The sequence below is a fragment of the Novosphingobium sp. BL-A-41-Hi4A-0G genome (assembly GCF_055521735.1).
In genome coordinates this window covers 3,583,670-3,608,187 of the sequence record NZ_CM145501.1, presented here as the reverse complement: position 1 = coordinate 3,608,187, position 24,518 = coordinate 3,583,670, and the positions used below count along the sequence as shown (strand labels likewise).

The following is a 24,518-nucleotide window of genomic DNA, read 5'->3' as shown; positions in this document are numbered from 1 at the left end:
CCAGAGAGGTTCCGCCACACGCGTCCATGCTCATCGAGAGCATGCGGGATATCGGGTATTCCCTCGAAACCGCGCTGGCCGACATCATAGACAACTCTATTACCGCCAAAGCTCGTTCGATCAGGCTTCTGGCGGACACAACCAGCGGTCAGCCGAGCCTCGCGATTGTTGATGACGGCGAAGGCATGAGCGAGGACGAGCTCCTCGCAGCCATGAGACCCGGTAGCCGCAACCCACTCGACACCAGGGACAAGGAGGATCTGGGTCGATTTGGGCTTGGTTTGAAAACAGCCTCGTTTTCCCAGTGTCGCAAACTCACCGTGGCATCGCGCAAAGATGGCGTCATATCCTGCGCCCGCTGGGATCTCGACAAAGTGGCCCAGACCAACCAGTGGCTGGTCGAACTGCTGGATGAACCATCGTCGGTTCCATGGATCAACGAACTGGGGATTTCCGGAACTCTTGTCGTTTGGGAAAAGCTCGACCGTCTGGTTGAAGGCGAGGCCAGCGAGGCGCGCTCCGCGTTCGTGTCACGGATAGACGACGCTTCCGAACATCTTGAGCTTGTTTTTCATCGCTTTCTGGCAGGCGAGAGGGGAATCAAGAAGATAGCCCTCGAGCTCAACGGGCGAGCGCTCGAACCTTTCGACCCGTTCCACAGCACCCATCCAGCAACACAGGCCAGCCCCGTGGAGAAGATCAAGTCGGGGGGGCAGGAAGTGGAGGTGCAAGCATTCACGCTGCCTCATCACAAAAAGGATCCGGAGGGTTGGGAGAGATTCGCCGGAAAGGCGGGATATCTCAAAAATCAGGGCTTCTATGTCTACCGTGGCAAACGTCTGATCATCCACGGGACTTGGTTCGGCTTGGCCCGGCAGAAGGAACTGACCAAGCTGGCGCGGGTCAGGATCGACATGCCTAACGGGATGGACGCCGAATGGAAAATCGACGTCAAGAAGGCTTCTGCGCAACCACCGTACCATGTCCGCGAGCGGTTGCGCCGGATCATAGAAACGATCGGTGCCACATCCCGCCGGGTCTACACTGCAAGAGGGCGCCGTCTGGCCAGCGACAGCCGCTTGCCGGTCTGGCAGCGTAGGCAGCATGGCAACGAGATTTCCTATTGCCTCAACCCGGATCACCCGACCTTTGTGGATTTCAAAAACCAGCTGCCGGATGATCTGAAGACTGGCTTTGAGCGCATTCTGGAAATCGCAGCCTCCTCCATGCCAGTGGATGCCCTTTTCGCTGATATCAGTGCCAGCCCTTCCCATGTTTCAGGCGCACAGCTTGCGGAAGATACTCTGAAACATCTTGTTGAAACGACATTTGCAGCGCTGACTTCCTCAGGTGTTAACCCCGATGACGCATTGGAGATGATGCGCGTCACGGACCCGTTCCGCGAGAACTGGGAAACGGCATCGGTTTGGCTGCAGAAAAAGGTGGACGATTGCAGGGATGAATGACGGTCTGAAAATGCTCGAAACAATGGTGGGAGCGCAGCTCGCCAAGGAGCCACTGCCATCTCCCGACCGTATCCGGGAATTGATCGGTCAGATCCGCCACATTCCGCTGTGCGCGGACGTTTCCGATGAGCAGGCGGAGGAACTGGCCCGCTCACTCGAGAACAGCCATGGCGTGTCGATGAAAATCGGGTCGATGCTGACGAGCAAGGACTACGTTCCATGGCTAGACGCCGCCCGAGCGGACATCACACCCTATTACTGGAACCGCTATCGTCAATTGCTGGCGGAAAAGGGCTTCTCCGGCGACGTTCTGGTCACCCTTGACGACGTGACCGACCGTATCCTCAATCTCCTCGAGAACCCGGCAAAGACCGAAAGCTGGGACCGGCGCGGGATGGTGGTCGGGCACGTCCAGTCAGGCAAGACGGCCAACTACACCGGGCTGATCTGCAAGGCGGCCGATGCCGGCTACCGTCTGATCATCGTCATTGCGGGCATTCACAACAATCTGCGCAACCAGACGCAGATGCGGATCGACGAAGGCTTTGTCGGCAGGGACAGCGCGAGGCTGCTCTCCAACCGGGACGATCCGGCCCAGCGTTTCATCGGGGTGGGCCGGTTCGACAAATCGCGCCGGCCGGTAACTTTCACCAACTCGATCAAGGATTTCAGCAAGACGCTGGCATCCGGCGTCGGCGTTCCGCTCGACAACCTGCGGGAACCGGCGATCTTCGTGATCAAGAAGAACAGCTCGACGCTGAAGAATCTGATCTCGTGGCTGCAGGAGCACAACCAGCGGGCCGGAACTTCGGTGATTGACGCGCCCATGCTGCTGATCGACGACGAGGCAGACAATGCCTCGATCAATACTGCCAAGGGGCCGGACGAAGCGACCAGGATCAACGGCCAGATCCGCAGCCTGCTCAAGCTGTTCGATCACAGCTGCTACGTGGGTTACACTGCGACGCCCTTTGCCAACATCTTCATCGACCCGGACAGCGAGACGGAAATGCTTGGGGAAGACCTGTTTCCCCGGGATTTCATCGTTAGCCTGGACCCGCCGACCAACTACTTCGGCGCCAACCGGGTCTTTCTGGAAGACAGCGAAGCCATCCTCCGGCCGATCACGGACAATGGCGATCTGCTGCCGCTGAAGCACAAGAAGGATTTTGCGGTCACCGCCTTGCCGGCGAGCCTGGAAAAGGCGGTGCGGACATTCGTTGTCGCCCGGGCGATCCGGCTGGCCCGGGGGCAGCGCCGCAAGCATTGCTCCATGCTGGTCAACGCTTCGCGGTTTACCGACGTCCAGCGCCAGTTGCGAAACGAAGTTCATGCCCTGGTGGACAGGATCCGGGCCAGTGTCCGCGTGAACGGAGCACTGCCGGAGGCGAAGGCTTTGCAGGATGCGGAAATCGCCGCGCTTCATGCAGTGTGGCTGGACGAGTATGCACCCGGCAGCGAGTTCGGCTGGAAGGACATCCAGCCGCTGCTGTTGGAGAGCATCGCGCCGGTTTCCGTGGTGGAGGTCAACAGCCGGTCCTCAGGCAACCTGAACTACAGCGATCACGAAGAGCATGGCCTGAACGTGATTGCAGTGGGCGGCTTCTCGCTTTCCCGCGGCCTCACGCTCGAAGGCCTCACAGTCAGTTACTTCCTGCGCAACTCGATGATGTACGACACGCTCATGCAGATGGGGCGCTGGTTCGGCTATCGCCCAGGTTACGACGATCTGTGCCGGGTCTGGATGCCGGAGGAGGCGGAGGGCTGGTACGCCCACATTGCAGAGTCCATCGAAGAACTGCGCGACGAATTGCGCAGCATGGAGGCAGTGGGGGCGACGCCGGAACAGTTCGGCCTGAAGGTCCGGAGCCATCCGGACACGCTGATTGTCACTGCCCGCAACAAGATGGGATCGGGCGAAAAGCTGGTCGTCTCGATCGGACTTGCCAACAAGTTTGCGGAAACCGCGGTACTGAAGCGCGATGCCGACAGTCTGCGCGCCAACCGGAATGCGGCCTCAGCGCTGGCAAGGGCGCTCGCGGCAGGCGGAAAGCCGCTAAGCTCTGCATCGGAAGTGACCGGCGGATTCCTGTTATCGGATGTACCTGTCGGCCCGGTAAGGGATTTCATCGCGTCATTCGTGAACCATCCCGGCTCGCTGCTCACCGAAACGGGCCCTGTCTGCCAGCACATCGATGACCGGGCAGAGACCGAACTCGCATCATGGGATGTCCTGTTCGCCAGCCTGAAGAAGCGCGAGGACAAAGGCCTTTCGGATGCTTCCCTCGGTGTGACGATCAATTGTCCGCGCCGAAGTGCTGGTAAGGAAAGCACGGAAAGTACGTTGCGCGTCACCAACAAGCAGCGCGTTGCCTCCAGAGGGGTCGAAAAGACAGGTCTGACTGACGAGCAGGTGGAAGAGGCTGAGCGCGAGTATCGCGAGCGGGATGACGCCAGGCCGGCCAAGGATGGCGGCTGGAACTATCCTGATCGCATCTACCGCGCGAAGCGCGAACGCCCCCTTCTTATTGTCCACATGCTCGCCATCGGCAAAGAGGACGACGATCTGCGGCAGGCAGAACCGGTTGTTGCATGGAGCATCAGCTTCCCCGGTACGGCGCTGGAAGAAAAAAAGGTTACCTATGTCGTGAACACGACCTGGGTCCGGGAGAACTTCAGCGAGGACCTCGAGGAGGAGGAAATGGGAGGCGACGATGATCGCTGACGATCCCTGGACCGGCCTCGAACCGCCCGCATCGGCCGAAATCATCAATGCGAAACGTATAGACGGGAAACATCCCTGGAACTTCTTCTGGGCCCGCAGCGTCGACAGGAAATGTCTGCTCATCCTGCAGTGCAGTGCTGCTTCCGCACCGAAAGGAAAGCTGCCGAAGCTCAAGGGCATAGAAGTCGCGCTTTCGGAGCCCGAGACCGGCGGCAGCGTGATGGTTTCGCTCAAGCTGACCGACAACCAGCATCGGGACATTTTCCACCGCCTCTGCCTCGACATTGTGCAGGCCGCCTCCGCAGCACGGTCGGAGAGCGAGGCAGGAGAGACCTTCCTTGCACGTACTTGGCGGTGGCATCACCTGCTCCGCGGCGGCAGTGACAGCCGTCTGTCCGCTGAGGAGCAGAAGGGTCTGATCGGCGAGCTTCTGGTGCTCGAGCGTTACCTCATTCCTCTTTTCGGTCCGGCGGATGCAACAGGCGCGTGGGTGGGCCCGACAGGATCGCCCAAGGACTTCGAATGCGGCCGGACAGCGATCGAAGCGAAGGCAAGGCGAGGTGCGGCTCGTCCCTACGTGGCGATCTCGTCCGAACATCAGCTGGATGCCAGTGGCTGCGATGTCCTGTTTATGTACGTCGTCGAACTGGACGCGGCTCCGGAGGACGCAGCTTCCGCATTCACCCTCACGGATGTGGCATGCCGGATAGCGGACAGGATTGCAGCGGAAGCACCGGCGGTTCTGGAACGCTTCGAAGGCCAGCTAGTCGCCGCAGGTTTTTCCCGGGACGACGACTATTCTTCATTCCGCTGGATATCCGGCCCGCACCGGTTCCTGCACGTAGTGGAAGATTTTCCACGCATCACGCCCGCGATGTTCAAATCCGGCGTCGAACGCGTCCGCTATGATCTCTCGTTGGTGGAGTGCGAGCAATTCAGGGTCGATGACGACTTCGTTCGCAGCATGCTGAAGGGTGGCGGGCAATGACAATCAGCCTCGAGGAATTTCACCAGGACTTCTTCCAGGAGGTATTGGCATCGGCCGATGTCGATGGGCTTTATGCGGAAGACGCATTCTTCGAGCTGTTCTGCGATTATCTCGCCGAGGCAGGGGAGTTCGACGGAGCTGATCGGGCCTTTTATCGAAATCCGAACACAGGCATTCGGGTCGATGGATATGCTGGCGACCCAGCGCATAGCGGCGGTGAGCTTATACTATTGGTTCAGGATTTCAGCCAGGACGGACAGATCGCGAGTATCAACGCAACTGCGATGGATGCCGCGTTTAACCGGCTTGAGAAGTTCATAACAAGTGCATTCAAATCCGATTGGAGGAACAAGCTAGAGGAAAGCAGCCCCGAATTCGGCCTTGCTGATCTGATTGCGATACGCTGGCGCAGCACTGCAAAAGTGCGGCTGTTCCTGATCACCAACCGCCAACTACGAGCGCGAGTGGACGGACGCGCAGCAGGTGAGATTGATGGAAGGCCGGTTACATACTCGGTCTGGGATATCGAGCGCCTGTACCGTTTTGCTGCAGCCGGTTTTGGACGCGAGGAGATCGTCATCGACCTCGAAAGGGATTACGGCGGCTCTATCCCACTGCTGCCCGCCCACATGTCTGATGCGGACTACAAAGCCTATCTGGCAGTCGTTCCCGGAACCCAGCTTGCTGCGATCTACGACCGCTGGGGGTCACGTCTGCTCGAACAGAACGTGCGCGTGTTTCTCCAGGCCAGGGGGGGCGTGAACAAGGGGATCCGCAATACTATCGACAACGATCCGGACATGTTCTTTGCCTACAACAACGGCATCACGGCTACGGCCGAAGGCATAACTACGCGCGTGTCCGAAGGCGGCCTGCTGCTGACCGGTTTGCGAAATCTCCAGATCGTGAACGGTGGCCAGACTACGGCATCGATCCACGCGGCGAAGCGGCGGAACGCGGATCTTTCGAAGGTCTTCGTCCAGATGAAGCTCTCGATCGTGCCGCCGGAGAAGGCGATAGATATCGTCCCGAAGATCTCGGAATTTGCCAACAGCCAGAACCGCGTGAATGCCGCAGATTTCTTTGCAAACCATCCCTTCCATGTGCGGCTCGAAGAATTCTCCCGAAGAATATTCGCGCCATCGCCGGACGGCACGTTCCGCGAGTCAAAATGGTACTACGAACGGGCGAGAGGCCAGTATCAGGATGCCCGCGGGCTCCTGACACCCGCCCAGCGCAAGAAGTTCGATCTGGAGTATCCCAAATCGCAGCTGATATCGAAAACCGACCTTGCCAAGTACCTCAACGTCTGGCGCGGTCACCCCGATACTGTCAGCAAAGGTGCCCAGAAAAACTTCGCGCATTTCGCCGGGACAATCGGCAGTGAGTGGAAGAAGCAGCCCGATGCATTCAACGAAGATTTTTATCGCCAGGCTATCGCCAAGGCGCTGATCTTCCGGGCCACGGAAGAGATTGTCACCGAGCAGTCATGGTATCAGGGTGGCTATCGGGCAAATGTTGTTGCCTATGCCATCGCGAAGATGAGCCACGACTGCGAACAACGCGAGGAATTCGTCGACTACGACAGCATCTGGCGAGCTCAGGGGATTTCGGAGGAAATGGGGGCTGCTCTCGCACTGGTGGCGGAAGCCGTGCACGAAGTGCTTGTGTCCCCGCCGACTGGCATCAGCAACGTCACGGAATGGGCAAAGCAGCAAGCCTGCTGGGCAAGGGTCAAGGCCTTGGAGATTGACTGGCCGGAGGCGTGGCTGGGCGAACTGATCGGGAAGGACCGAATCAAGGAAGGAAAGCGGGAGGGCATCAAGGACCAGAAGCTGCTCAACGGAATTGAAGCTCAGTCAGTCGTGGTTTCAGCAGGTGGGCAATTGTGGGCGCAGTTGAGTGCATGGGGGCAATCCCGAAAGCTCCTCTCCCCGACCGAGCTCGGCATATTGCGGGTGGCGGCATCGGTGCCGATGAAGATTCCGTCTGAAAAGCAATGTCTTAAGGTCATCGAGTCGCTGCGGAAGCTCCGAGCGGAAGGTTGCCCGATTGGCTCAGAAATCGCGCATTGATTGCCTATGACATGCCCTCATGCGCCGGGAGCTGGCCAGCCTACGCTGCATCCTCGCATGGTTCGCAGTAAGATCCGGAAACTAAACCGGTTTCCGATCCTAAAGCTGGGTACAGTGTAGAGCACACCGTACGCGACAAATCGCAGGTGAAATCCAGATTTAAACATCATTATATCAATGGCTTGTTGGGATTCTGAGAAAATGGCAGCTTCTCCGTCAAATCTGACTTGCCGGCAGACTTCGGTATGCCCGCAAATCACATCAGGCCGAAAGGCGAGGAAATGCGGCATCTTCAGCAAACTTGACGACCCCTTCGAACATAAGTAGAACAAACTTGCCTTTCGCAGTGTGTTCCAGGCTCCACCAACACGGAGTCCAGCATGACACGCAATGTTTCTATACAGACCTACCTGCCCAAGCACGTCGCCGCCTGGGTTCAGAATGAGGCCACGCGCGCCAAACAGAGCCGCAGCCAGTGGATCGGGGCCATCGTCACTGATCTGTTCCAGGGCCAGGAGCTGCGCGAGGAAGCGCGGCAGAACGCAGAGTTCATCAAGCGCCGGCTGATCTTCATCATGTGCGCTCTCGATGGCCTTCTGCTTGCACATCCGGATGCCACGCTCAGGACTAAAGTCCACGAAGCGCATAAACGGCAGCTCGACAAGCTTGCGCAGGAGCAAGGAGAATGAAGCGCCGGGAAGCCAAGTCGCCTGCCAGCGCCGGTCAGCTCGCTCTCCCCTTCGATTGCTCCCCCAGGGCAACCCGAACCAACGGCGCAGAGCCTCTCGCCGTCCGGATTCCCGATGCCGTGCGGGTGACCGGGATCGGCCGGTCAAAACTCTACGAGCTGATTGCCTCAGGCGACCTGGAAACGATCAAGATCGGCAGATGCACATTGGTAACGATCGATGCGCTCAAAGCCCTTCTGGCCAAGGCACGGGCCAACAGCTACAAGGGAAGTCGCTGAGTATCGAAACACTGCGGGCAGCGATTTAAGTCCTCATCGAGGACCAAGCCGAGGCGCGTTACGGTATTTTTGACGGTATCGAATCAGCGAATCAGGGCAACAAAACATTGTGATATAATGCCTTGTTTGCACGTCACGGTCCCTCTTCTGGCACCATTTCTTCTCCCGAGATAGCGAAACATTCCCCTTCCGGGGCGTTGAAATCCGTGTTCGGGCTGCTATTCAAGGTTGCACCGGGGCGAAGCAACCTCCCGGTCAGGTGGCGGTCTTGCCGGTGCCCAAGCGTTGCCTGTCGCACCCGCTTTTGCGGGCAACAGGTCATGGGTCGATTGCATGAAAGATGCCACCAGCGTTCCGGTTTCCTCTCCCGTCACGCCCTCCTTCGATGAACTTGTCCGCGTCTCTGCGCGCATCGGCTGCCTCAGCTTTGGCGGCCCCGCCGGACAGATCGCGCTGATGCACCGCGAGATCGTGGAGGAGCGTGGCTGGATCAGCGAAGAGCAGTTCCTCCAGGCGCTCAACTTCTGCCATTTCCTGCCCGGCCCCGAGGCACAGCAGCTGGCCACCTGGATCGGCTGGAAGCTGCACGGCATGCGCGGCGGCTTTGCCATGGGACTGCTGTTCGTCATCCCCGGCGCACTGGTAATCCTTGCGCTGTCGATACTCTATGCACTCGCGGCTGACCTCCACTGGTTTGCCGCGCTGTTCACCGGGATCAAGGCGGCAGTGCTGGCCATCGTCGTGCAGGCACTGATCCGCATTGCCGGGCGCGCGCTCAAGACGCCGCTGCAGAAGGCGCTTGCGGTCGCTGCGTTCATTGCGCTGGCCGTCCTGTCGCTGCCTTTCCCTCTCGTCGTACTCGGAGCGGGCGTGATCGGTTTTGCGACCGCTGCGGTACGGCCTGAACTGCTCGGCCTGAGCAACACGGAAGCGCCCCCGCCCACCTCGAAGCGGCCATGGGCAATGACCCTGCGCACAATTGCCACCGGTGCCGTGCTGTGGGCCGCGCCGATGATTGCCGTGCTCGCCCTGCTGGGGCCCGATCACGTGCTGTGGAAAGTCGGATTGTTCTTCTCGAAGCTCGCGGTCGTCACCTTCGGCGGCGCCTATGCGGTCCTGTCCTACATGGCGCAGCAGGCAGTCGACACTTACGGTTGGCTGCGCGCGGGCGAGATGGCCGATGGCCTCGGCCTTGCCGAGACGACGCCGGGGCCGCTGATCATGGTCACGCAGTTCGTCGGCTACCTTGCCGGCTTCCGCGCACCCGAACCGTTCTCGCCGATGGTCGGCGGACTGCTTGCGGCTGCGCTGACCACCTGGGTGACGTTCGTCCCCTGCTTCATCTGGATCTTCGCCTTCTCGCCATGGATCGAGCGGCTGGGCAACGCGCGCAAGCTCAAGGGCGGGCTGGCTGCGATCACGGCGGCGGTGGTGGGCGTGATTGCCAACCTCACCTTGTGGTTTGCCGTCCACGTGCTGTTCCGCGAGACGCGAGACGTGGCCTTCGGTCCTGCCGCGCTGTCCCTGCCCGTCCCGCAAAGCTTCGACTGGCGCGTTGCCGCCATTGCGGCGCTCGCGGCCATCCTCATCTTCCGCATGCGCAAGGGCATTCTGACCGTTCTCGCGATCTGCGCGGCGGCGGGCCTTGCCGCCGCGCTGGTGTGACCGCGATCAGAATCGGTTGACGAGGTTCTCGCACCACTCCTGTCGTCCCGAACACGGCTGCGGGCCATAGTTGGCTCCGGCCGCCCGGTCGGCTATCTGGGCAAGCGTGGTGCCCTCGGCATGGATCAGCTGGCCAAGTTCGCCCTGCCACCCGGCATAGCGCTCCGCACGGAAACGTTCGAGCGCGCCGTCCTCGATGATCGCAGCGGCGCGCAGCAGGCCGCGAGCGATGGTATCGATCCCGCCGACATGGCCGTGGAACAGGTCCGCCGCATCGATCGACTGGCGGCGCACCTTGGCATCGAAGTTCCAGCCACCGTTGCCGAGGCCGCCTGCACGCAGGACTTCGAGCTGGGCGAGGGTGATCTCCTCGACCGAGTTGGGAAACTGGTCGGTGTCCCAGCCATTCTGCGGATCGCCGCGATTGGCATCGATCGAGCCGAGAATGCCCAGCGCCCGCGCCATCGCGATTTCGTGCTCGAAGGTGTGGCCCGAAAGCGTGGCGTGGTTGGCCTCGATATTGACCTTGACCTCGTTCTCAAGGCCAAAGCGCTTGAGGAAGGCATAGACCGTCTGCGTATCGAAGTCGTACTGGTGCTTGGTCGGCTCATGCGGTTTGGGTTCGATCAGGATCGTGCCCGTAAAGCCGATGCGGTGCTTGTGATCGACCACGAGGCTGAGGAAGCGGCCGAAGTTCTCCTGCTCGATGCCGATTTCGGTGTTGAGGATCGAATCATACCCTTCGCGCCCGCCCCACAGCACGTAGTTCGCCCCGCCCAGCCGATGCGTCGCCTCGAGCGCATCGCGCACCTGCATCGCCGCAAATGCGAAGACTTCGGGGTCGGGATTGGTTGCCCCGCCGGCCATGTAGCGCGGGTGGCCGAACAGGTTGGCCGTTCCCCACAGCAGGCGGCGGCCATGCTTGCCCTGCAGCTCCTCGAGATGGTCGACCGCCGGTGCGAAGCTCGTGCGGAAGCTTTGCGCATCATCGGCATCGGCCATCACGTCGACATCGTGGAAGCAGTAGAACGGGACGTCGAGCTTCTCGACGAAGGCCAGCGCCGCCTCGCGCTTGGCGGCGGCGTTCTTCGCGTCCATCGGGCCTTGCAGCCAGGGACGGTTGAAGGTTCCGGCGCCGAACACGTCGCTGCCCGGCCAGCAGAAGGTGTGCCACATGCACACGGCAAAGCGCAGGTGGTCCTCCATGCGCTTGCCCATGACCACGCGGTCCTTGTCGTACCAGCGATAGGCGAGGTCGCTGGTGGTTTCCGGCCCCTCGTAGCGGACGGTATCGAACGGGGCGAAGTATTCGGCGGACATGGGCGTTCCTTTCACAGTGTACGAATGGCCGCAGTGGCGCGGCGGAAGGCGTCGAGCTTAGGGGCGAGCCGTTCGGCCAGCAGCGGATCGGGGGAAATGGTCCTGACAACGGGCGGACGCTGGCACACATCGGCAGGATTGCCGCCGCTCACCGCAAGCTGCGCCAGCCGCGCCGCACCCAGTGCCGGGCCGACTTCACCGCCATCGAGATAATTGAGTTCGACATCGAGCGCTGCGGCAAGGATCGTGCCCCAGTGGTGAGACCGCGCACCGCCGCCGATCACTGACAACCGCTCGATCCGCGTGCCCGCCTGGCGCAGCGCGGCAATGCCATCGGCATGGGCGAACGCCACGCCTTCCAGCACCGCTGCACCGATGCGGCCCGCATCGCTGTCGGAATCCATGCGCAGCAGCCCTGCGCGCAAGTGCGGGTCATTGTGCGGCGTGCGCTCACCCGAAAGGTAGGGCAGGAACAGTTCCGGCCCCGAAGCCGCGCCCGGCGCTTCCGCCAAAGCCAGCAGCGCGGGCACATCGCACCCGACCAGCTTGGCCGCCCAGTCAAGGCAGCTTGCAGCCGAAAGGTGCACGCTCATCTGGTGCCACATATCGGGCAGGCAATGGCAAAAGGCATGGACCGCGCGCTCCGGATTGGGCCGGAACGCCGCCGTCGCAACGAAGATCACGCCCGAAGTGCCAAGCGAGAGCATCCCCTGCCCGTCAGCGACCACGCCGACGCCGAGCGCGCCCGCCGCATTGTCGCCGCCGCCCGCCGCCACGGGGACGCGCCCCATGCCCCAGCGCGCGGCAACATCGGCGCGCAAGGTGCCGGTCGCCGCGCTGCCTTCGAACAGCCGGGGCATGTGCTTGCGAGCAAGGCCCGTCGCCACCAGCATCGCGTCCGACCAGTCGCGCGCTGCGACATCAAGCCACAACGTGCCCGCGCTGTCCGACATGTCGGAAGCCTTGTCCCCGGTCATGCACAGGCGCACATAGTCCTTGGGCAGGAGCACCGTTGCGATCCGGGCGAACAAGTCAGACTCATGCTCGCGCAGCCACTGCAGCTTGGGCGCAGTAAAGCCCGGCATGGCAAGGTTCCCAGTGATCGCGCGCGAATGCGGCACCGCCTCTTCGATCGTGGCACATTGCGCAAAACTGCGCCCGTCGTTCCACAGGATCGCTGGCCTCAAGGGCCGGTCGTCCGCGCCCAGCACCGTCGCACCATGCATCTGGCCCGCCAGCCCCACCCCCTGCACGGCTGCGCGCAAGTCTGCCGGGAGCGCCAGCACGGCCTGCCCGGTAGCGTCCCACCAACCGTCCGGGTCCTGCTCCGACCAAAGCTCGTGCGGCCGCGAGACCGACAGAGGCGCAGTTGCCTGTGCGGCAATCACGCCATCAGCGTCCAGCAGGATCGCCTTTACTCCGGACGTGCCGATATCGATGCCCAGAGTGAGTTCTTGTGCCATTGCATCTTCTCCTCCGGTAAAGTTAGCGCTACCACAGCAGGGTTGGCAAGACTTTCCTGCATGGCGCAGCAACTTGCCAGCAGCATGGGAGCGGCATAGGCAGGCGCGATGACAGACGGTCCGGCACAGGCGCGCAAAGGTCGGCGCAAAGGCTCAAATCCCACCGTGGCCGACGTCGCGCGGGTTGCCGGGGTTTCACCGATGACGGTGTCGCGCGTCGTCAACGATGAGCCGAGCGTCCTGCCCGAAACGCGCGCCAAGGTGCAGGACGCCATCGCCGCGCTGGGCTATGTCCCCAACCCCGCCGCGCGCAGCCTTGCCGGGCGAAGGCCATGCCGCATCGCGCTGATCCATTCCAACCCCAGCGCCGCCTATCTCAGCGAGTTTCTCGTCGGCAGCCTGTCGGGCGCGGCAACGGTCGACGCCCAGCTGGTCGTCGAACCATGGCACCCCGGCGAAACGCCGCAAGCCCTGGCCCGCCGCCTCGCCGACCACCGCATCGACGGCGTCGTCCTGCCGCCACCGCTGTGCGACGATCTGGCGCTGGCCGCCACGCTCACCGCCAACAACCTGCCGATTGCCCTGGTTGCCACTGGCCGCCCGCGTGATTGCCTGCGCTCCGTGACGATCGACGACGAACAGGGCGCGCACGCGATCACCACGCATCTGATCGCGCTGGGCCATCGCCGGATCGGCTTCATCGCCGGAGATCCCAACCAGACCGCCAGCACCCTGCGCGAATCCGGCTATCGTCGCGCATTGCTAGAAGCAGGCCTACCCGCAGACCCTGCCCTGCTCACCTCGGGCGACTTTACCTATCGCTCAGGGCTCGACGCTGCGGACTCGCTGCTGTCTCTCACCCCGCGCCCGACCGCCATCTTCGCCAGCAACGACGACATGGCCGCCGCCGTCATCGCCGCCGCCCACCGCCACGGCCTCGACGTGCCGCGCGACCTTTCGGTCTGTGGTTTCGACGATTCGGCCATGGCCCGCACCGTCTGGCCCGAGATCACCACGATCCGCCAGCCCATTGCCGACATGGCGCGCAAGGCGCTCGTCGGCCTCGCGCAGGACATCCGGCAGTCAGCCGAAACGGCACCGTTGCACGAACAGCTCCCGTTCGAACTGATCGTGCGCCATTCGGATGGCGCACCGGCGGTGTGACGCAAAAGGTCAGATCGAACGCAGGATCTCTGCCGCCACCGGACGGTCCTGCTCGACCCGCTCCGAATAGCGGTCAACCAGCCGCTCGGCATGTGGGCGCAACAGCACTGTGAAGCGCACCAGTTCCTCCATCACGTCCACGATGCGGTCGTAGTAGCTCGACGGCTTCATCCGGCCCGCTTCGTCGAACTCCTCGTAGGCCTTGGCTACGCTCGACTGGTTGGGAATGGTGAACATCCGCATCCACCGGCCCAGCACACGCAAGGTGTTGACCGAGTTGAACGACTGCGATCCGGCACTGACCTGCATCACCGCCAGCGTGCGCCCCTGCGTCGGGCGCAGGCCCTTGTAGGCGAGCGGGAGATGATCGATCTGCGTCTTCATGATGCCGGTGATCTGGCCATGCCGCTCCGGGCTGCACCAGACCTGACCTTCGGACCACAGCGAGTGTTCGCGCAGCTCATGAACCGCCGGATGGTCGTCGCCCGCAATCTGGTCGGGCAAGGGCAGGTCGGACGGATCGAAGATACGCGTCTCGCAACCGAAATGCTGCAGCAGCCGCGCCGCCTCTTCAACGACCAGCCGCGAATAGGAGCGCTCGCGCAGCGAACCGTAGAGCAGCAGGATGCGTGGGCGATGATCCAGCGGTCCAAGCCCCCGCGCCGGATCGGCGTCGAGATAGGCGGGCTTTAGCGCCGGAAGGTGGTCGGGCGCAGAAAGCGCGCGCAGGCGGGCGTGTGCGGCCGAGGGGGCTTCAGGCATCGGCAGTCGCATCCTTGGTCAGATCGGCTTCGGGGAAGAGCAACCGGGCAACGCCCAGTGCGAGCAGGGCACCTGTCAGCTGGCAGGCCATGAAGGCGGGAGCATCGGCGGGCGCTATGCCGGCGAAAGTGTCAGAAAGGCTGCGCGCCAGCGTGATCGCCGGGTTGGCAAAGCTCGTCGAGGACGTGAACCAGTAGGCCGAAGTGATGTACAGCGCCACCGTCGCCGGGACTGCATGAGGCCGATGGCGCAAGGTGCCAAGGATCGTGAGGAGCAGTCCGAAAGTCGCCACGACTTCGCCGGTCCACTGCCCGGGGCCGTTACGCGCCTTGGTCGAAAGCTCGATCACGTCCAGCCCGAACATCGCGTGCGCGGTCCACGCCCCGGCCACGCCACCCGCAACCTGGGCGGCCACGTGGCCAATGGCCTGCCGCGTGTCGAGCGCTCCCAGAATGCGGAAAACCAGCGTCACCGCCGGGTTGAAATGCGCGCCCGAGATCGGGCCGAGCATGGTGATGAGCACATAGAGCATCGCGCCCGTGGCAATCGTGTTGCCCAGCAGCGCCACCGCGACGTTGCCCTGCGCCAGACTTTCGCCCATCACGCCGGAGCCAATCACGGTGGCGAACAGCAGGAAGCTGCCGACAGCTTCGGCAAGGATCGGGCGGGTCATGCCGCGCCTTCCATCCGCCCGATCTGCGAAAGCGCATCGAGAAGTCGCGCCTTGTCCATCGTCTCGAACGGCAAGGTAAGCAGCGCCCGCACGCGCGCCTCGAGCGCGGTCCAGGTCGCCTCGAATGCGGCATCGACCTCGGCCTCTGAGCCATGGACGTCGGCAGGATCAGGCAGCCCCCAGTGCGCCTTGATCGGTGCACCCATGAACACCGGACAAGTCTCCCCGGCCGCATTGCCGCACACCGTGATCGCGATGTCGATGCGCGGGGCATCGGGCGCCGTGAACTCGTTCCAGCTCTTGGAGCGGAAAGCTGCCGTATCAATCCCGCGCCGCGCGAGCAGACGCAGCGCGCCGGGATGCGGCACCCCCTTGGGCTTGCTGCCCGCGCTGAAGGCGGTGATGCGTCCCTCCCCGAGGTGGTTCAGGATCGCCTCGCCCAGGATCGAGCGGGCGGAATTGCCGGTGCACAGGATCAGGATGTTCATGTCGTCCCCCCCTTGAACGAAGTCGTGATGCGTCAGGCAGCGCCCGCTTCGCAGGCCAGACCCTCGACGCCACAGTCGACGCCGCCGCAGCAATTCTCGGTCAGATAGCCGATCAGCGCGTTCATCGCGGGCAAGTCGGCGCGGTAAATGATCGAGCGGCTCCGGCGCTGCTGACTAACCAGCCCGGCCTGCGCCAGTTGCGCAAGATGGAAGCTGAGCGAGGACGGCGGCACCCCAAGCCGCGCCGAGACTTCGCCAGCGGGCAACCCCTCAGCCCCCGCCTGCACAAGCAGGCGGAACACCGCAAGGCGATGCTCCTGCGCCAAGGCCCCAAGCGCAGCGACGGCGCGTCCGGCATTCATCGAATCTACCATATTTCGACAAATATCGAAACATTGGGTGACGTCAAGCAGCACCCTCTGCCTGTCACAAACATCCGGAGATGCCGTGTGTGGGATTGCATCGGTTTGGTTTGGATTGGTGAGCCCAGCTGGGTTCGAACCAGCGACCTACTGATTAAAAGTCAGTTGCTCTACCGACTGAGCTATGGGCCCGCCCGGAACCGCGCAACGGGGCGCGAGGCGTGGCGCGTCACCTAGGGGGCGTAGGGCGGGTGGTCAAGCCTTGGCGGAAGAACGGGTTAGGCGATGCGCAAGTTGCCGCAGCGTTAGGCCCGAAAGCGGGTCGCGCCAATGCGGGGCAATGCGCGCGGCGGGGCCGAGCACGAAGCCACGCTTGCGAAATTCCCGGTGCGGCACGGTCAGCCTGTCATCCGCCCAGCATCCGCCCGACCACAGCACCACATCGAGATCGAGCGTGCGCGAGCGCCAGCGCTGGCCCTGCCGCCTGCGGCCGAACCTGCTTTCTAAATCCTGCAGCAGATCGAGAAGCTCAAGAGGCTCGAGCGAGGTGGAGATCACCGCCGCGCCATTCGCATACTCGCGCTGCGATGGCCCCACCGGACGGCTTTGGATGACTGGAGCCACTACCTCGATCGAAACCCCATACCTCGCCAGTTCGGCCGTAGCCGCCCCCAGAATCGTCCGCGGGTGGCCATGGCGCGGATGGCGCTGGTTCGATCCCAGCGCGATCAGGTAGCGATGCCCGCTCAGATGTCTTCTGCCAGACGGCCGTAAAGCTGCGGACGACGGTCACGGAAAAAGCCCATGCCGGCACGGTGCGTGGCGGCGCGCTTCAGGTCTATCGTCGCATGGAGCACGCCCGTTTCGCCCGCACCAAACTCGGCAAGGTAATCGCCCCACTCATCGCTGATGAAGCTGTGGCCGTAGAACCTCTGGCCATCTTCTTTCCCGATGCGATTGGCCGCGATCACCGGCATGCAGTTTGAAACCGCATGGCCGATCATCGCACGCCGCCACATGCGGCTGGTGTCGAGATCGGCGTCATACGGCTCGCTGCCGATGGCGGTAGGGTAGAACAGCAGTTCCGCACCCATCAACGCCATGGCGCGCGCGCATTCGGGATACCACTGGTCCCAGCACACCCCCACGCCGATGCGCGTGCCAAACACGTCCCACACCTTGAAGCCGGTATTGCCGGGGCGGAAGTAGTACTTTTCCTCGTAGCCGGGGCCGTCGGGAATATGGCTCTTGCGATAGATGCCCATCACCTCGCCATCCGGGCCGATCATGGCGAGCGTATTGTAATAGTGATGCCCATCACGTTCGAAGAAACTGGTCGGGATCGCAATGCCGTGCGCCTTGGCGAGCTTCTTCATCTCGCGCACCGAAGGGTCCTGATCGAGCGGATAGGCCATGGCAAACAGCGCCTCATCCTCGACCTTGCAGAAGTACGGCCCTGCGAACAGTTCGGGCGGCAGGACGATCCGCGCACCCTCACGCGCGGCCTGCTCAACCAGCGCGGCCGTGGCGGCGATGTTCTCGGCCTCGCCTCCGGGAAGGGCGAGTTGCAGGGCGGCGACGGAGATCTCGGTCATGCGAGGGACCTAAGCGCCCTGCTCCGGCAATTCAACCGTCGCCGTATCTGGTCACGGACGCTTGCGGAACAGCAACGTCATCCGGTCACTCTCGCCGATGGCCTGCAGCCTTGCCTTCTCGGCCTCGTCCTTTGCTCGTTCAAGCACCGGGGGCAGCGTCCATACGCCGCCGGGCCAGTTGGCAGGGTCCTTCGGATTGGCATTGGCCTCGCTCTTGCCGACAAAGGTGAAGCCATGAATTTCCATGAGCTTGATGACATCAGCCTCGCGCAGGTAGCCCTTCGAGCCATCGGTGAAGGCGAAAGGCGCATCGGCCTTGGCGCGGTGCTGCTCGATGCCGATCATGCCATCTGGCTTGAGCAGTTCGCGCATCTTCCTGATCTCGCTGTCCGCCACGTTGCCGCGCAGCATGTTGTGCAGGGCGCGCATCAGCAGAATGCGGTCAAAAGTTCCTTTTTCGCCATCGGGAATGGCACCAAGCGAGAAGGCGCTGAACTTTTCGGCAGGCTGTTTTGACCACCCCGCCACTTCGACCGGATACTTGTCCACGGCGGCCTGCATGGCGGCCTGACGCTGCGGGTTGGCGCTGCTGGCATCGGCGAACAGACCCACGAGCTTGCCCTTGGGTGCCAGATAGATACCTAGCAGGCGCGAGTACCAGCCGCCGCCGGGCGCATATTCGCCCACCTTCATCGCCGGGCCGACGTCGAAGAACGCCAGGGTCTCATCAGGCTTGCGATACCTGTCGCGCGCAGCGTCTTCCTTGCGCAAGGGATCGGCCACAGCAGCGGCAAGCGCGGGATCGACCTTTGGCACGGCTGCGACGACGCTCTGTGCAACGGCAGTCGTGGCAAGGGTGCTTCCGGCAACGGCAGCAAGCAGGGCAAGGCTCATTCGACGCATCTTGGGGATTCTCCTTGGTGCCGATGACAAGCGCGCTGAGGCTGCCTATCTCTTGCGTAACACAGGAGAATATAGCGCATGAGCGAACAAGCAACGGCCATCCTTGCAGGCGGATGCTTCTGGTGCACCGAGGCGGTGTTCCGCGACGTAATCGGCGTGAGCAATGTCGAAAGCGGGTACATCGGCGGCACAGTCGAGAACCCGACCTACAAGCAGGTCTGCTCCGGCACCACCGGCCATGCGGAAGCTATCCGCGTGTCGTTCAATCCCGAAACGATCAGCCTCGACCAGATCCTGGACATCTTCCTTGCCACCCACGATCCCACGCAGCTCAACCGCCAGGGCAACGACATCGGCACGCAGTACCGCTCCGCGATGTTCCCGGCGGACGAGGAGCAGATGTCTGCAATGGAAGCCGCGATCGAGCGCGCCCAGCCCGATTGGCCCAAGCCCATCGTCACCACGATCGAGCCGATGGCGACCTGGTATCCGGCCGAGGATTACCATCAGGAATACTGGGAAGGCGAAGGCCAGCGGAACCCCTACTGCCTCGCCGTGATCCCGCCCAAGCTGATGAAGCTGCGCAAGAGCTTCGCCAACAAGGTGAAGGCTTAGGCTTTCAGCGCGGCGAGGGTAATGCGCCGGTAAATGCGCTGGAGGACGTGCAAGTCTTCCAGCGCCACCGCCTCGTCCTTCTTGTGCATCGTGGCGTTGCACAGGCCGAATTCCACCACCGGGCACACTGCACGCAGGAACCGCGCATCAGACGTTCCGCCGCTGGTCGAAAGCTCCGGATCAAGCCCCGTCTCGGCCTTCACCGCCTCGGCGATCAGGGTCGAATAATCACCGGGCAGCGTGATGAAGCTCTCGCCGGAGATCACGGCGCGGACCTCGCCCCTGTGCCGCCGCGCCACCTCCTCGACCATCGCCACCAGCCCGGCCCCGGTGTGGCGGTCATTGAAGCGGATCGAGATGCGCGCACGCGCCTCGGCGGGGATCACGTTGGTCGCCTTGTTGCCCACATCAAGGTCGGTGATCTCGAGGTTCGAGGGTTGGAACCATTCGGTCCCGTCATCCAGCACCAGCGCGTCCAGATCGGCCAGCAGCGCGATCAGGCGGGGGATCGGGTTGTCGGCAAGGTGCGGGTAGGCCACGTGCCCCTGCGCCCCCTTGCAGGTGATCCACATGTTCACCGAGCCGCGACGGCCGATCTTGGCCATGTCGCCCAGCCGGTTGACCGAGGTCGGCTCGCCCACAAGGCACAGGTCCGGCTCGGCCTTAATCTCGCGGATCAGTTCGATCAGCGGCACGGTGCCATAGCGCGCCGGGCCTTCCTCGTCGCCGGTGATGATGAAGCTGATCGTGCCTGCGTCTGCTGGCACTTCGGCTGCTGCCGCGACCATCGAGGCAATCGAGCCCTTCATGTCCACCGCCCCGCGTCCGTAGAGCAACTCGCCTCGCCGCTCTGCCTTGAACGGGCCGGATGTCCAGCCCTCGCCCGCTGGAACCACGTCGAGATGCCCGGCAAAAGCGAAGTGGCGCGAGCCTTCAGGACCGCGACGGATGGCAAACATGTTCTCCACCGGACCGTCGGGCGCTTCGCCCGCGATGAAGCGGTGAATCTCGAAACCCAGCGGCTTGAGCATCGCTTCGAAGCAATCGAACACCGCGCCAGTAGCGGGCGTTACGCTTTCGCAATCGATCAGCTGCTCGGCGAGGACAACGGGATCAAGGCTCATGCGCGGGCGGGCTCCTCGAACTGTTCGATGGTCCAGTCCTCGTTCTCGGCAGCCTCGATCCAGGCCTGCATCCAGTCGTGAGTCCAGACCGCTTCCATGTAGGTCATGGCAAAGCCGGGCACAGGCACCCCATAGGTCATGAAGCGCGAGACGACGGGGGCGTAGATGATGTCGGCGGCGCAGAACGTGCCGAACAGGAACGGCCCGCCCTTGCCGAACCGCGCCCGCGCCTCGGCCCAGAGCGAGAGGATGCGGACGATATCGGCGCGGACCTCAGCGCTGATCTCCACGCCTTCGACGCGCTTGCGGATATTCATCGGCAGGCTGCGGCGCAACGGCAGGTAGCTCGAGTGCATTTCGGCCACCATCGATCGCGCCATCGCGCGCGCGGTATCGTCCTTGGGCCAGAAGCGGTCACGCCCGACCTTGTCGGCAAGGTAATCGATGATCGCGAGGCTGTCCCACACCACCGGCGCATCGGGACCGTCACCATCCCACAGGATCGGCACCTTGCCCGAAGACGGCGCGAGATCGTCGGTCCGACGCAGGTGATCCCATTCCTCGCCATAGAGCGGGACGGTGATCTCCTTGAAGTGCAGACCCGACTGCTTGGCAGCCAGCCAGCCGCGCAGGGACCAGCTGGAATAGTTCTTGTTACCGATGATCAGCTTCATCGCACTCGCCCCGTTGCCGTGAGGGCTGCGACTATACGTTCAGGTTTGCCGTGTCGACCATGAACAGACTTGCAGTGATCCAGCACTCCTCAACTCCACGTCATCCCGGCGAAGGCCGGGACGCATGACGCCTCCGTACACACGCAACGTCAGAGCCTGACGATACCTCATGGACCCCGGCCTTCGCCGGGGTGATGCATTCAACAGTCTTGCAGCAACAGACTAGCCAACCGCCTCAACCCTGTCGCCCCGGCGCAGGCCGGGGCCCACGACGCTTGTCCGCACGCGCAACGGCACATCTTGACGAAAGCTAATGGGCCCCGGCCTGCGCCGGGGCGACGAACGAGAGGTACTACCGGTTGGATGGCTGGCCCGCGCAGGTCAGACCAGCGAATCCTGCAGCACGGCAGCCCGCAGATCCTCGATGCCCATCTTCTTTTCTGAAGAGGTGACGATGATCTCGGGGTAAGCGGCGGTGCGCTTGCGCGCGGCGGCGATGGTGGCGGCGGTTACCGCTTCCAGTTCGCTCGCCTTGATCTTGTCCGCCTTGGTCAAGACCACGCGATAGCCGACACCCGCTTCGTCGAGCATCTGCATCATGTCCTCGTCAACCGGCTTCACCCCGTGGCGGCTGTCGATCAGCAGCAGGGTGCGCTTGAGCACGACGCGACCGCGCAGGAAATCGCGCACCAGACGCCGCCAGGTTTCGACCACCTTGGGCGGGGCCTTGGCAAAGCCGTAGCCCGGCATGTCGACCAGACGCAGGCGCGTAGGTTCGCCCACTTCGAAGTAGTTCAGCTCCTGCGTGCGCCCCGGCGTTACCGAGGTGCGCGCAATCGACTTGCGGCCCGTCAGTGCATTGAGCAGCGACGACTTGCCGACGTTGGAACGCCCGGCAAAGGCAATCTCCGGCACGTCCGGATCGGGCAGGAATTTGAGCGCCGGGGCCGACTTGATGAACTCGACGCGCCCCGCAAAGAGCAGGCGCGCCTGTTCAACCAGTTCGGCGTGGGCAGCTTGTTCTTCAGGTGTCACCGCGTTTTCGGCTTCCGGTTGGCAGCCGACTTCTGCTCGCGCGTGACCACACGGTCCACGTCGATCTGGTCCTTGTCGGCCTGGGCCTTCAATTGCGGGTGGCGGCTGTAGAGATACTTCTGCTGCGCGATGGTCAGGATGTTCGAGGTGATCCAGTAGATCAGCAGGCCTGCCGCAAACGGGGCCATCACGAACATCATCATCCACGGCATGATCGCAAAGACCTGCTGCTGCGCCGGGTCCATTGCGGCGGGTTGCAGCTTGAACTGCAGCCACATGGTGATGCCGAGCAGGATCGCCAGCACGCCGATCGCAAGGAAGCTGGGCGGCGTGAACGGCAGCAGGCCGAACAGGTTCAGCACGTGCAGCGGATCGGGCGCGGACAAGTCCTTGATCCACAGCACGAAGGGCTGGTGACGCATTTCGATGGTCAGCGTCAGCACCTTGTAGAGCGCGAAGAACACCGGGATCTGCAGGAACATGGGCAGACAGCCGGCGAGAGGATTGACCTTCTCCGTCTTGTACAGCTCCATGATCTTCTGCTGCTGCGTCTGCTTGTCGTCCTTGTAGCGTTCCTGCAGCGCCTTCATCTTGGGCTGCAGCGCGCGCATGGCGGCCATCGAGGCAAACTGGCGCTGGGCAATCGGGAACATCACGCCGCGCACGATCAGCGTCAGCAGGATGATCGCTACGCCGAAGTTCTTGACCAGCTTGAACAGCGAATCGAGCAGCCAGAAGATCGGCTTTTCGAACCAGCGGAACCAGCCCCAGTCGATAGACAGGCTGAAATTCGTAACGCCTGCTGCCTCGTACTTCTCGAGAACCGCGTTTTCCTTCCCGCCAGCGAACAGCCGCACGGACTGCTCCTGCGCCTTGCCCGGCGCAATCGACACGCTGGGATAGATCAGGTCAGCGCGGAACACACCATTGCCGAGCGAGCGGAACGCCGCTTCGGTCTTGACCTTGCCATCGGGAATCAGCGCCGAGAGCCAGTAGATGTCGGTAAAGCCGATCCAGTTGGCCGCACCTTTCAGCGCGACGGCCTGACCCGGAGCCTCGGTGACGGTCGAATAGTTGTTGTCGAACGTCACCGACCCATCAAGCGCGGCAATCGGCCCGGAGTGCAATTGCCAGGTATCGAGGCTGGCAGTCTTGTCAGTGCGGTTGACCAGCGCGAAAGGCTTAACCACCACCGGGGTTGCCCCGGTGTTCGCCACGCTCTGCGTTGCGGTGATCATGTAGTCGGCGTCGATGGCGTACCTGATCGCAAAGGTCTGGCCGGTGGGATTGGTACAGCGCAGCGTGATCGGGGTTTGCGGCGTCAGCTTCGCGCCATCGGCCGTCCACATCGTGTTGGCGTCGGGCGCGGCAATGCCTTCGCCGACCCAGCCGATCTGGGCAAAGTGCTGCGCGGGCGTTCCGGCGGGCGAGAACAGGCGAACCGGCGCGCTGTTCTTGTCCACGCTCTCACGATGCCGCACGAGCGACACGTCATCGAGCAGCGCACCCTTGAGATTGATCGAACCCTTGAGGCCCGGCGCATCGATCGGCACACGGTGACCGGCGGCGAGTTCCTGCGCCAGATCCTTCTTTTCCAGCGCAACGTCAGCCGCGTTCTGCAAGCCGCCTTCGCGCGTGGCCTTGGGCTTGGAGCCACTGTCAGTCGTGGCAGGTGCCGTGGCCACGGCCTGCGGCTTGACGGCCGGCTCCGGATAGAACCAGCGCATGGCCGCTTCCCAGCCGATCAGCAGCAGGCCGGTAAGGACCACTGCCATTATGACATTGCGCTGATTCTGCACCGTGTTCGCGTCCTAGATCTTGAAGTCGTGTGAGTCAGGGCACCGGATCATAACCGTGCCCACCCCATGGATGGCAGCGCAATAGCCGCTTCGCCGCAAGCCAGCCACCCTTAATCGCGCCATGCTTTTCCAGCGCCTCGATCGCATATTGCGAGCATGAAGGGCTGTAGCGGCACGAGGGCGGAAGCACGCGCGAAGGGCCAAGCTGCCAGCCTCGGGCGATGAGGATGAGCAGGCGCTTCACTTGCCCCTGCCATGGTTAGTGCGAGCGCCACCACGCTTCCTCGGCGGATCGCCTTTGCCTGCAGCAGCGCGTGACAGTGCAACGGCGAGTTCGTCGCGCAGAAGGGCGAAATCGCGCTCCACCCCGCCTTCGCGGCCGATCATCACATGGTCTGCGCCGGGGATGCCGCCTGTTGGCAGTGCCTCGCGCAGCAGGGCGCGGAAGCGGCGCTTCATCCGGTTGCGGACAACCGCGTTGCCGATCTTCTTGGTGACGGTCACGCCAAAGCGCAGGTCGGCTTCCTCAGCCGAAACGACATCGCGGTTGACCAACAGCACGAATCCGGGCCTTGCGACCCGGATTCCGCGATTGGCAGCAACGAAGTCTGCCCGTTTCCGGATGGTGGCGATTCGGGTCATCCCCGCCTTCGCC

The 24,518-nt window shown here is 62.9% G+C and carries 24 protein-coding genes and 1 tRNA gene; 9 read left to right on the top strand and 16 right to left on the bottom strand.

The genetic code is table 11. From position 1 onward, the window contains the following. Window positions 1–26 precede the first annotated feature (26 nt). From ACZ1JX_RS17535 to chrA, 7 genes are all read left to right on the top strand, one after another. Entirely contained in the window at window positions 27–1,466 is a 1,440-nt protein-coding gene (locus ACZ1JX_RS17535; RefSeq protein ID WP_465124768.1) for an ATP-binding protein, read from the top strand. Further along, the gene (locus tag ACZ1JX_RS17530) at window positions 1,459–4,191 is read left to right on the top strand and encodes a Z1 domain-containing protein (protein ID WP_465124767.1); all 2,733 of its coding nucleotides are present in this window, start codon (window positions 1,459–1,461) and stop codon (window positions 4,189–4,191) included. Before ACZ1JX_RS17535 ends, ACZ1JX_RS17530 begins: the two co-directional genes overlap by 8 nt. Then, complete coding sequence (locus ACZ1JX_RS17525) at window positions 4,181–5,179, top strand: PD-(D/E)XK motif protein (protein ID WP_465124766.1); 999 nt, start codon at window positions 4,181–4,183, stop codon at window positions 5,177–5,179. Before ACZ1JX_RS17530 ends, ACZ1JX_RS17525 begins: the two co-directional genes overlap by 11 nt. Continuing rightward, on the top strand, window positions 5,176–7,254 hold the full coding sequence (locus ACZ1JX_RS17520) for an AIPR family protein (RefSeq protein WP_465124765.1): 2,079 nt from the start codon (window positions 5,176–5,178) through the stop codon (window positions 7,252–7,254). The genes ACZ1JX_RS17525 and ACZ1JX_RS17520 overlap by 4 nt, the downstream gene beginning before the upstream one ends. A gap of 380 nt (window positions 7,255–7,634) precedes the next feature. Continuing rightward, window positions 7,635–7,943, top strand: coding sequence for a hypothetical protein (locus ACZ1JX_RS17515; RefSeq protein WP_465124764.1), 309 nt, complete (start codon window positions 7,635–7,637; stop codon window positions 7,941–7,943). Further along, the gene (locus ACZ1JX_RS17510; protein WP_465124763.1) at window positions 7,940–8,221 is read left to right on the top strand and encodes a helix-turn-helix transcriptional regulator; all 282 of its coding nucleotides are present in this window, start codon (window positions 7,940–7,942) and stop codon (window positions 8,219–8,221) included. Before ACZ1JX_RS17515 ends, ACZ1JX_RS17510 begins: the two co-directional genes overlap by 4 nt. 333 nt (window positions 8,222–8,554) lie before the next feature. Next, window positions 8,555–9,886, top strand: a complete 1,332-nt coding sequence (gene chrA, locus ACZ1JX_RS17505; RefSeq protein ID WP_465124762.1) for a chromate efflux transporter — start codon at window positions 8,555–8,557, stop codon at window positions 9,884–9,886. Between the two features lie 6 nt (window positions 9,887–9,892). On the opposite strand, the gene xylA is transcribed toward chrA, so the two are convergent. Further along, window positions 9,893–11,206, bottom strand: coding sequence for a xylose isomerase (gene xylA / locus ACZ1JX_RS17500; protein ID WP_465124761.1), 1,314 nt, complete (start codon window positions 11,204–11,206; stop codon window positions 9,893–9,895). Window positions 11,207–11,217: 11 nt separating this feature from the next. Beyond that, the gene (gene xylB, locus ACZ1JX_RS17495; RefSeq protein WP_465124760.1) at window positions 11,218–12,669 is read right to left on the bottom strand and encodes a xylulokinase; all 1,452 of its coding nucleotides are present in this window, start codon (window positions 12,667–12,669) and stop codon (window positions 11,218–11,220) included. Window positions 12,670–12,777: 108 nt separating this feature from the next. On the opposite strand from xylB, the gene ACZ1JX_RS17490 reads away from it, so the two are divergent. Beyond that, window positions 12,778–13,833 (top strand): LacI family DNA-binding transcriptional regulator, encoded by a 1,056-nt coding sequence (locus tag ACZ1JX_RS17490; RefSeq protein ID WP_465124759.1) that lies wholly within the window; start codon window positions 12,778–12,780, stop codon window positions 13,831–13,833. Window positions 13,834–13,842: 9 nt separating this feature from the next. On the opposite strand, the gene arsH is transcribed toward ACZ1JX_RS17490, so the two are convergent. The 8 genes from arsH to ACZ1JX_RS17450 all read right to left on the bottom strand — a co-directional run bounded on the left by arsH (window position 13,843) and on the right by ACZ1JX_RS17450 (window position 18,607). Further along, window positions 13,843–14,595, bottom strand: a complete 753-nt coding sequence (gene arsH, locus ACZ1JX_RS17485; RefSeq protein ID WP_465124758.1) for an arsenical resistance protein ArsH — start codon at window positions 14,593–14,595, stop codon at window positions 13,843–13,845. Continuing rightward, complete coding sequence (locus tag ACZ1JX_RS17480; protein WP_465124757.1) at window positions 14,588–15,268, bottom strand: aquaporin; 681 nt, start codon at window positions 15,266–15,268, stop codon at window positions 14,588–14,590. The genes arsH and ACZ1JX_RS17480 overlap by 8 nt, the downstream gene beginning before the upstream one ends. Next, the gene (locus tag ACZ1JX_RS17475; protein WP_465124756.1) at window positions 15,265–15,756 is read right to left on the bottom strand and encodes an arsenate reductase ArsC; all 492 of its coding nucleotides are present in this window, start codon (window positions 15,754–15,756) and stop codon (window positions 15,265–15,267) included. The genes ACZ1JX_RS17480 and ACZ1JX_RS17475 overlap by 4 nt, the downstream gene beginning before the upstream one ends. A 32-nt stretch (window positions 15,757–15,788) precedes the next feature. Continuing rightward, window positions 15,789–16,118, bottom strand: a complete 330-nt coding sequence (locus ACZ1JX_RS17470; protein ID WP_465124755.1) for an ArsR/SmtB family transcription factor — start codon at window positions 16,116–16,118, stop codon at window positions 15,789–15,791. Window positions 16,119–16,234: 116 nt separating this feature from the next. After that, window positions 16,235–16,310: transfer RNA gene (locus ACZ1JX_RS17465), tRNA-Lys, on the bottom strand. A gap of 63 nt (window positions 16,311–16,373) precedes the next feature. Beyond that, on the bottom strand, window positions 16,374–16,841 hold the full coding sequence (gene folK, locus ACZ1JX_RS17460; protein WP_465126450.1) for a 2-amino-4-hydroxy-6-hydroxymethyldihydropteridine diphosphokinase: 468 nt from the start codon (window positions 16,839–16,841) through the stop codon (window positions 16,374–16,376). Window positions 16,842–16,864: 23 nt separating this feature from the next. Beyond that, window positions 16,865–17,713 carry an N-carbamoylputrescine amidase gene (gene aguB / locus ACZ1JX_RS17455; RefSeq protein ID WP_465124754.1) on the bottom strand — a complete coding sequence of 283 codons (849 nt, stop codon included), beginning with the start codon at window positions 17,711–17,713 and terminating at the stop codon, window positions 16,865–16,867. A 51-nt stretch (window positions 17,714–17,764) separates the two neighbouring features. Then, window positions 17,765–18,607: a class I SAM-dependent methyltransferase gene (locus tag ACZ1JX_RS17450; RefSeq protein WP_465124753.1), complete on the bottom strand. Its 843-nt coding sequence runs from the start codon at window positions 18,605–18,607 to the stop codon at window positions 17,765–17,767. Window positions 18,608–18,694: 87 nt separating this feature from the next. On the opposite strand from ACZ1JX_RS17450, the gene msrA reads away from it, so the two are divergent. Next, a complete protein-coding gene (gene msrA, locus ACZ1JX_RS17445) occupies window positions 18,695–19,231 on the top strand; it encodes a peptide-methionine (S)-S-oxide reductase MsrA (protein ID WP_465124752.1) in 537 nt (178 codons plus the stop codon). Here msrA and dapE read toward each other — a convergent pair. The 6 genes from dapE to rnpA all read right to left on the bottom strand — a co-directional run bounded on the left by dapE (window position 19,228) and on the right by rnpA (window position 24,505). Further along, complete coding sequence (dapE, locus tag ACZ1JX_RS17440; protein ID WP_465124751.1) at window positions 19,228–20,355, bottom strand: succinyl-diaminopimelate desuccinylase; 1,128 nt, start codon at window positions 20,353–20,355, stop codon at window positions 19,228–19,230. The two genes, msrA and dapE, sit on opposite strands and share 4 nt — an antisense overlap. Continuing rightward, the gene (locus tag ACZ1JX_RS17435) at window positions 20,352–21,029 is read right to left on the bottom strand and encodes a glutathione S-transferase family protein (protein WP_465124750.1); all 678 of its coding nucleotides are present in this window, start codon (window positions 21,027–21,029) and stop codon (window positions 20,352–20,354) included. Before ACZ1JX_RS17435 ends, dapE begins: the two co-directional genes overlap by 4 nt. 381 nt (window positions 21,030–21,410) lie before the next feature. Beyond that, complete coding sequence (gene yihA / locus ACZ1JX_RS17430) at window positions 21,411–22,064, bottom strand: ribosome biogenesis GTP-binding protein YihA/YsxC (protein ID WP_465124749.1); 654 nt, start codon at window positions 22,062–22,064, stop codon at window positions 21,411–21,413. Then, window positions 22,061–23,863, bottom strand: coding sequence for a membrane protein insertase YidC (yidC, locus tag ACZ1JX_RS17425; protein WP_465124748.1), 1,803 nt, complete (start codon window positions 23,861–23,863; stop codon window positions 22,061–22,063). The genes yihA and yidC overlap by 4 nt, the downstream gene beginning before the upstream one ends. Before the next feature lie 34 nt (window positions 23,864–23,897). Continuing rightward, entirely contained in the window at window positions 23,898–24,107 is a 210-nt protein-coding gene (yidD, locus tag ACZ1JX_RS17420; protein ID WP_084278662.1) for a membrane protein insertion efficiency factor YidD, read from the bottom strand. Then, window positions 24,104–24,505, bottom strand: a complete 402-nt coding sequence (gene rnpA / locus ACZ1JX_RS17415; protein ID WP_465124747.1) for a ribonuclease P protein component — start codon at window positions 24,503–24,505, stop codon at window positions 24,104–24,106. The genes yidD and rnpA overlap by 4 nt, the downstream gene beginning before the upstream one ends. Window positions 24,506–24,518 lie beyond the last annotated feature (13 nt).